The sequence below is a fragment of the Blastococcus sp. MG754426 genome (genome assembly GCF_021699055.1).
In the GTDB taxonomy this organism is placed as follows: domain Bacteria; phylum Actinomycetota; class Actinomycetes; order Mycobacteriales; family Geodermatophilaceae; genus Blastococcus.
In genome coordinates this window covers 1-7,439 of record NZ_SSXC01000122.1, presented here as the reverse complement: position 1 = coordinate 7,439, position 7,439 = coordinate 1, and the positions used below count along the sequence as shown (strand labels likewise).

The 7,439-nt window shown below is 77.3% G+C and carries 11 protein-coding genes; 8 read left to right on the top strand and 3 right to left on the bottom strand.

Translation table 11 applies throughout. From position 1 onward, the window contains the following. Positions 1-57: 57 nt before the first annotated feature. Positions 58-906 (bottom strand): aminotransferase class IV, encoded by an 849-nt coding sequence (locus tag E9549_RS22015; protein ID WP_236828729.1) that lies wholly within the window; start codon positions 904-906, stop codon positions 58-60. Positions 907-945: 39 nt separating this feature from the next. Between E9549_RS22015 and E9549_RS22010 the strand changes: the two genes are divergently transcribed. From E9549_RS22010 to E9549_RS21980, 7 genes are all read left to right on the top strand, one after another. After that, positions 946-1,404: a Fur family transcriptional regulator gene (locus E9549_RS22010; RefSeq protein WP_236828728.1), complete on the top strand. Its 459-nt coding sequence runs from the start codon at positions 946-948 to the stop codon at positions 1,402-1,404. Next, positions 1,401-2,510: a folate-binding protein YgfZ gene (locus E9549_RS22005; RefSeq protein ID WP_236828727.1), complete on the top strand. Its 1,110-nt coding sequence runs from the start codon at positions 1,401-1,403 to the stop codon at positions 2,508-2,510. The genes E9549_RS22010 and E9549_RS22005 overlap by 4 nt, the downstream gene beginning before the upstream one ends. Before the next feature lie 124 nt (positions 2,511-2,634). Beyond that, positions 2,635-3,195, top strand: a complete 561-nt coding sequence (locus tag E9549_RS22000) for an aerial mycelium formation protein (protein WP_236828726.1) — start codon at positions 2,635-2,637, stop codon at positions 3,193-3,195. A 118-nt stretch (positions 3,196-3,313) separates the two neighbouring features. After that, a complete protein-coding gene (locus E9549_RS21995; protein ID WP_236828725.1) occupies positions 3,314-4,258 on the top strand; it encodes an asparaginase in 945 nt (314 codons plus the stop codon). A gap of 88 nt (positions 4,259-4,346) precedes the next feature. Then, the gene (locus tag E9549_RS21990) at positions 4,347-4,799 is read left to right on the top strand and encodes a helix-turn-helix domain-containing protein (RefSeq protein WP_236828724.1); all 453 of its coding nucleotides are present in this window, start codon (positions 4,347-4,349) and stop codon (positions 4,797-4,799) included. Between the two features lie 35 nt (positions 4,800-4,834). After that, the gene (locus E9549_RS21985) at positions 4,835-5,611 is read left to right on the top strand and encodes a hypothetical protein (RefSeq protein WP_236828723.1); all 777 of its coding nucleotides are present in this window, start codon (positions 4,835-4,837) and stop codon (positions 5,609-5,611) included. A gap of 137 nt (positions 5,612-5,748) precedes the next feature. Further along, positions 5,749-6,036, top strand: coding sequence for a DUF2516 family protein (locus tag E9549_RS21980; protein ID WP_236828722.1), 288 nt, complete (start codon positions 5,749-5,751; stop codon positions 6,034-6,036). A gap of 13 nt (positions 6,037-6,049) precedes the next feature. Here E9549_RS21980 and E9549_RS21975 read toward each other — a convergent pair whose 3' ends face one another. Continuing rightward, the gene (locus E9549_RS21975) at positions 6,050-6,253 is read right to left on the bottom strand and encodes a PspC domain-containing protein (protein WP_236828721.1); all 204 of its coding nucleotides are present in this window, start codon (positions 6,251-6,253) and stop codon (positions 6,050-6,052) included. A gap of 44 nt (positions 6,254-6,297) precedes the next feature. Then, positions 6,298-7,137, bottom strand: coding sequence for a spermidine synthase (locus tag E9549_RS21970; RefSeq protein WP_236828720.1), 840 nt, complete (start codon positions 7,135-7,137; stop codon positions 6,298-6,300). A 101-nt stretch (positions 7,138-7,238) separates the two neighbouring features. Here E9549_RS21970 and E9549_RS21965 point away from each other — a divergent pair. Continuing rightward, on the top strand, positions 7,239-7,439 hold a 201-nt coding region (locus tag E9549_RS21965; protein WP_236828719.1), incomplete at its 3' end, for a hypothetical protein.

Genomic DNA, 7,439 nt, shown 5'->3' with positions numbered 1-7,439 from the left:
GCACACCCTCGACGGACACGCTGCCGACCAGACTTCCCGGCGCACCTGGGTTTCACGCTACCCGGCGAGCAGTTCCCTGACCCGCGGGGAGAGCCCGCCGTCGCCGCGGCGGATGCCGTCGAGGGTGTGCACCGGCACGGCGCCACGTACCCCGGAGAGCAGCCACACGGCATCGGCCGCGTGCAGGTCGTCGACCGTCCCGGGGGTCGAGGCGGTGGGCCAGCCGGCCGCCCGGGCGGCGGCGAACAGCCGCGCCTGGGTGGTGCCGGCGAGGATGCCGCTCTCCACCGGCGGCGTGTGGAGCGTGCCGGACGCGGCCCAGACGACGGTCGAGGTCGGGCCCTCCAGCACCCGGCCCTCCAGGCTGGTGAGGACGACGTCGTCGGCACCCAGGGCCTGAGCGTGCCGCTGGGCGGCCATGTTGACCGCGTAGGAGAGCGTCTTCGCGCCGCCCAGCAGCCACGGGGCGCCCGCCCGGAAGTCGGCGGGCACCCCGAGCCCGAGCGTGACCACCGCGACCCCCTCCGCGCGCTGTCGCAGCGTCTCGGCGGGCACCGGCGCGAGCAGCGCCAGCGACGTCGGCGGCGTGCCCTCGCCGAGCCCGCGGGTGAGCACGAGGCGGCACACGCCCTCCATCTCGGCCGGCCAGCCGGTCAGCGTCGCCCCGACCAGGGCCCGCCAGGCGGCGTCGCCGGGGTGGGCCAGGCCGAGCAGCTCCGCGGAGCGGCTCAGCCGGGTGAGGTGCGCGTCCAGGTGCGGCGTGCGCCCGCCGACGACGGCGACGGACTCGAAGACGCCGTCCCCGCGGGCCAGCCCGAGGTCGAAGGCGGTGACGACCGGCTGGTCCGCGGGGACCGGCACCGCCGCGCCGTCCCGCCAGACCGCCACCCTGCGCTGCTCGTCCACGCGGGCCAGCCTGCCGTACGCGGGGAATAGGCTCGCACCATGGGCACCGACGACGTCGCCGCCCCGCTCGCCGAGCAGCTGCGCGCGCGGGGGTTGCGCCTGACCCCGCAGCGCGCCCGGGTGCTGGCCGCGGTCGGCGCGCTGGCGCACGCCACCCCGGAGGCGATCGTCGCCCGCCTGCGCGAGGAGGCCGGCCCCGGCGGCAGCGCGCCCGACACCTCGACGGTCTACCGCACCCTCGAGCTGCTCGAACGGCTCGGGCTCGTCTGGCACACCCACCTGGGGCGCGGCGCGCCGGTCTACCACGCCGCCGAGCGCCCCCACCTGCACGTCGTCTGCAACTCCTGCGGGGAGATCTCCTCGGCCGCGCCCGACCTGCTCGACGAGGCCGCGGAACGTCTGGCGGCCGACCTGGGTTTCACCGTGGACGTCGGCCACGTCGCCCTGTCGGGCACGTGCCGCGCCTGCCGAGACCGCGCCGGAACGGAGTCCTCATGACCACGCCCTCGCCCCTCCTCGCCCGCCCCGGGGCGGTCGCCGTCGAGCCGGGGCCGGAGGTGACCCGCGTCGTCGCGGCGCACTACGGCGACCCGCTGCGCGAGCAGCGGCTGCTCGCCGAGGGCGCCGGCCTGGTGGACCGGAGCGACCGCGACGTGCTCGCGGTGCCCGGGGCCGACCGCCTCTCCTGGCTGCACAGCATCACCAGCCAGCACGTCGCCCAGCTGGCCGACGGCGCCGGCAGCGAGGCGCTGGTCCTCAGCCCCCACGGCCACGTCGAGCACCACCTCGTCGTGGCCGAGCTGGCCGGCACGACGTGGGCCGACGTCGAGCCGGGCGCCGGCCCCGCCCTGCTGGCCTTCCTCGAGCGGATGCGCTTCATGCTGCGGGTGGAGCCGCGCCTGGTGGCCGACGACCGGGCCCTGCTGTCGCTCGTCGGCCCCGGGTCGGCCGCGGCCCTGGCGGGAGCCGGGCTGCCGGTGCCCGCGGAGCCGTATGCGGTGCAGGCGCTCGGCGAGGGCTGGGTGCGCCGCATGCCCGCCGTCGGCGACGGCGCGGCCGTCGTCCACGACCTGCTCGTGCCGCGGTCGGAGGTCGCCGCCCTGGCCGACCGGCTGGGCGTCCCGCTCGCCGGCGCCTCGGCCTACGAGGCGTTGCGCGTGGAGGCCCGGCGGCCCCGCTTCGGCGTCGACACCGACCACCGCACCATCCCGAACGAGCTCGAGTGGCTGCGCACCGCCGTCCACCTGGACAAGGGCTGCTACCGCGGGCAGGAGACCGTGGCGCGGGTGCACAACCTGGGGCGCCCGCCGCGCCGCCTGGTGCTGCTGCACCTCGACGGCGTCAGCGAGGACCTGCCGGCGCCCGGCGAGCCGGTGCTGGCGGGCGCGCGCGAGGTGGGGCGGGTGGGCAGCGTGGTGCGGCACCACGAGCTGGGCGTCGTCGCCCTGGCGCTGGTCAAGCAGTCGGTGGCCCCGGACGCCGCGCTGACCGTGGCCGGCTCGACCGCCTCGATCGACCCCGACGACGCCCCACCGGCGCTCGACGACACCCAGGTGGCGGCGCGCAACCGGGTCCGGGCCGTCCGGTCTGGGACGATCGGCTGAGCGCGCCGCGCCCGCCCGCGCACCGGGTGGGCAGGCCGCGGCCGCTGACCTACGCTCCGCCCAGCGCCCGCCGCTGACCACCGCCGATGCCCGCGCCGGGCGTCCCCGCACCTGGAGGCCACCCGTGAGCCCGAAGCCGTCCCCCGCCGGGGGTGCCGCCGTCGACGCGCTGCTGGACCCCGCGTTCCTGGAGAGCGCCGTGCGCCGGCCGATGGGTGACGTGCGCCGGCTGCGCCGCGAGGCCGAGCAGCAGGAGGTCAACCTCTCCTACACCCGGCGGCTGCTGCAGGGGCGCCTGGACATCGTGCGGCGGGAGCTGCAGCGGCGGGCCGAGCACGACGGGCGGTCGCTGGTGGACCTGCTGCCCGAGATCCTCGCCGAGAAGGGGCGCGGCCCGGCGCACGGCCTGGGGCGGCACCAGACGGTGCAGCCCGCGGACCCCCAGGAGTACGAGTCCTGGGTCAACTCCCTCACCCCGGGCGCCGACCTGTCGGCGATCACCGAGCTCGCCGACAACAAGCTGGAGGCGGCGGCCCGGTCGCTCGCGGACGCCGAGAAGGGGCTCTCGGAGCGCCGCCGCGGCGTGCAGCAGGTCATGGACGCGCTCGCGGCCGAGCTCGGCCGCCGGTACCGCGACGGCGAGGCCGACGTCGCCGCCCTGCTCGCCGACGAGGGGCGCCACTAGGAGGACCGCTCCTCCCCCCATGCCGCGCGTGGTCGGCATGGGACCCTGAGGCGTGGCCGTTCCAGCACCTGACCAGGCTCCCGGCGGTGCCCCCGCCTCTCCGTGGCCGGACAACCCGGTGCTGGTGGAGGTCCACCGCTCGGGCTTCCTGGAGTCGGTGCACCGGGGGTCGCTGGTGGTGCTGGACGCCGCGGGTGAGGTGGTGCTCGCGGCCGGTGCGGTCGACCGCCCGATCCTGCCCCGGTCGGCGAACAAGCCGGTGCAGGCGACGGCGCTGCTGGCGGCCGGCTGGGTGCCGCGCGCGGGCGAGGAGCTGGCGATCGGCGCCGGCTCCCACCTCGGCGAGGACGGGCACCGGGAGCTGGCCGGGGCGATGCTCGCCGCTGCAGGGCTGGGCCCCGAGGCCCTGGGGTGCCCGCCGGCGCTGCCCGCGCACGAGGAGACGAAGGCGGCCTGGCTCGCCGCCGGCCGGGCGCCGGAGCGGCTGGCCATGAACTGCTCGGGCAAGCACGCGGCGATGCTGTCGGCCTGCGTGGCGGCAGGCTGGCCGACGGAGGGCTACCTGGACCGGGAGCACCCCCTGCAGCAGGCGATCGAGGCGCGGCTGGGCGAGGCGGCCGGCGAGCCGGTCGCGGCGGTCGTCGTCGACGGCTGCGGTGCGCCGCAGCACGCGCTCCCGCTCACCGGGCTGGCGCGCGGCGTGCTCTCGCTGGTGCAGGCCCTGGAGGGTTCGCCCGGCCGGGCGGTGGCCGACGCGATGCGGGCCCACCCGTGGTTCGTCGCCGGCACCGGCCGGGAGGACACCGACCTGATGCGCGCGGTCCCCGGCCTGCTGGTGAAGGGCGGTGCCGACGGCGTCCACGTGGCGGCGCTACCGGGGGCGGGGGCCGTCGCGCTCAAGCTCGACGACGGCGGGGACCGGGGGCGGACCCCGGCGCTCGCGGCCGGGCTGCGGCGGCTCGGCGTCGGCCCGGAGGTGCTTGCTCCGTGGGCGCGGACGCCCGTCAGCGGGGGCGACGGCGTCGTCGGCGAGGTCCGTGCGTCCGCGGCGCTGGGCGGCTGACCAGCTCCGCCGGGGTGTGGGCGCGATCACGCCGAAGTGCTAGCCGCTCCGCTTGCAGGAGCTAGCACCCGGGGTTAGCGTCGAGGGCGTGCAGACCCCTGGTGACTTCGTCCGCGAGCAGGTGACCTCCGTCCGTTCCACGGTGGACCGGGTCGCCGACTCGGTCGCCGACGCGTCCGGCGTCTCGGCGGTCAGCTCGTCGGTGGGCGACTTCATCCGCGAGCAGCGCAACGCCGCGCGGGTCTCGCTGCGCGAGCTGGCCCGCACCGCCGGAGTCAGCAACCCCTACCTGTCCCAGGTGGAGCGGGGCCTCCGCAAGCCGTCAGCGGAGATCCTCGCGTCGATCGCCCGGGGCCTGAAGATCTCGGCCGAGACGCTCTACGAGCGGGCGGGGATCCTCGACCGGCGTTCCGGTAACCCGGACACCGTGGCGGCGATCCGCTCCGACGACGCGCTGTCCGAGCGGCACAAGGCCGTCCTGCTCGAGCTCTACGAGACCTACGTCCGTGAGCACCGGGCCTCGTCCCCGGCCGCCAGCTGACCATCCCCCCCTCTCCCACTCCCGAGGAGTCCGGCATGACCCCCACCCAGACCGTGAAGCAGTACGGCGAGCTCGCCGTGGCCCAGGGCCGCACCCTGGCCGAGCAGGCCCGCACCCCGCTGCTGGCCTTCGTCGGCGCCGGTGACCTGGCCGTCGAGCGCGCCCGCACCGTCGTCGCCCAGTTCCGCAGCACCGCCGAGGCGCTGCCCGGCGAGGCGCAGGTGCAGGCCGACCTCGCCGTCAAGGAGGCCCGCACCCGGGCAGCCGAGGCCGCCGGCACCGCCCGCACCACGGCGCACCAGCTGGTCGTCGCGGCCCGTCCGGAGGCGCTGCGCAGCACCGTCGCCGGCCTGGTCGAGACCGCCCGCACCCAGGCGATCGCCACCGTGGAGACGCTCGCCGAGCGCGGCGCCGTCGTCGTCGAGGACCTGCGCCGCCAGCCCGGCGTCCGGCGCATCGTGCGCCGCGCCGAGGACGCCGTCGACACGGTCGAGGAGCGCATCGAGGACGTCCTCGAGGAGGGCGCCGAGGCCGTCGTCGAGGTCTCCAACGAGGTGACCTCGGTCGCCCAGAAGACCGCCGCCAAGGCGACCAAGGCCGCCGCGAAGGCGGAGGAGAAGGTCGAGGACGCCGCCGAGGCGACCAAGGCGTCCGCCGAGGAGGCCGTCGAGGCCCCCAAGCGCCGGTCGACCGCCAAGAAGACCACCCCCGCCGCCCGCAAGTCGCCGGCCAAGGCCACCTCGGCGCGCGTGACCCGCGCCCGCACGGCCAAGCCGGCCGACCCGACCGCCGTGCCCGCCAAGAAGAACTGACCGCACGGCACCACCCACCAGGGCCCCGGAGCTGCGACCAGCGCTCCGGGGCCCTGTCGCGTCCGCAGGTCGTCGCCCCCGCCGCACCGGGGCTCGGCCGCCCCGGTGGGGCTCGGGCCGCGAGTAGGCTCGCGGGCATGGGTCTGTTCGACGGGTGGCTGCTGCTGGGCCTGTACTGGGCGTCCCTGGGGCTGACCGCCTGGGCGTTCGTCGACGCGCTCATCCGGCCCGCGGCCGGGTACGTGGCCGCCGGCAAGCTCACCAAGCCGGGCTGGGCGGCGATCACCGGCCTGGCCCTGCTCGTCATCTTCTGGATGAAGACCCCGCTGTCGCTGCTCGGACTGCCCGCCGTGATCGCGGCGATCGTCTACCTGGTCGACGTGCGCCCCGCCGTGGGGGGCATGCGCCGCGACAACACCTGGTAGCAGCCGGCCGCGCTCAGTACCGGTCGTCGGCCGGGATGAGCACCCACAGCAGCAGGTAGGCCACGAACTGCGGGCCGGGGAGCACGCAGGAGACCACGAACGCCACGCGCAGGCCGCTGCGCGAGAGCCCGTAGCGCCGGGCGATCCCGGCGCAGACGCCGGCGATCATCTTGTGGCGGGTGTCCCGGCGGAGCCGGTACGGCGAGGGCGTGGTCATGCGGCCAGCCTAGGGCGGCGGGCCGCCGCCGACCGGTCGGGAGGTCAGCGGCCGAACACGCCTGCGGGCGGCTCGGGCGAGGGCTCGGCGTCGGCGTCGAGCACCGGTCGCGCATCGCCCACGAACCGGTCGAGGTCGTCGCCGTCCACGACGCGTGACGGCATCGGGTCGCGGGCGCAGGCGCGGCTGAGCTCCGCCAGCGGCAGCTCCGCGTCGGACGCGACGGCGACCAGGTTGCCGAACCGCCGGCCCCGGAGGGTCCCCGGCTCGGCGAGCAGGCAGACGTGCCGGAAGGCCGTGCGCAGCGTGGCGACCTGGCCCCGGGCGAAGCGCAGCGGCGGGCCGTCGGCGACGTTGGCCGCGTGGACGCCGCCGGGCCGCAGGACGCGGGCGACCTCCGCCGCGAACTCGACGGTGGTCAGGTGGGCCGGCGTGCGGGCGCCGGCGAACACGTCGGTGACGACGACGTCGGCGCTGCCCGGGCGCAGGGCGGCGAGCGCCTCCCGGGCGTCGGCGGCCCGGACCCGCACCCTCGCCGCCCGCGGCAGCGGCAGGTGCTCGCGCACGAGGTCGGTGAGCGGCTGGTCGATCTCGGCCACCCGCTGGCGGGAGCCGGGGCGCGTGGCGGCCACGTAGCGGGGGAGCGTCAGCGCCCCGCCGCCGAGGTGCACCACGTCCAGCGGTGCCCCCGGTGCCGCGGCGGTGTCCAGCACGTGCCCGATCCGCCGCACGTACTCGAACTCCAGGTGCGCCGGGTCGGTGAGGTCCACGTGCGACTGCGGGGTGTCGTTGAGCATCAGCACCCAGGAGCCGTCCCGGTCGGCGTCGGCGAGCAGCTCGGCGGTGCCGCCGTCCACGGAGACCGGCCCCGGCGGTGTCCTCACCGGCGTCCCGTCCCCGCCCGGCACCCGGCCGTCCCCGCGCTCATCCGGGTCATGGTCCCACCGGGAGGACTCCGGGCGCCCGGGTGGCTACCGTCCCGGTCGTGCGCCGGGTCCGCCTCTCCCCGCGGGAGATCACCGCCTTCGGCAGCCGCGGCATCTCCATGGTGTCGCCGGCCCGGGTACCCGGACCGGTGCCTGGCTTCGGGGTGCACGTGGCGACCTTCGCGGCCGGCGCGGTCGTGGGGAGGCACGAGACGCGTCTCTGGCAGCTGCTCGCGGTGGTCTCCGGCGCGGGCTGGGCG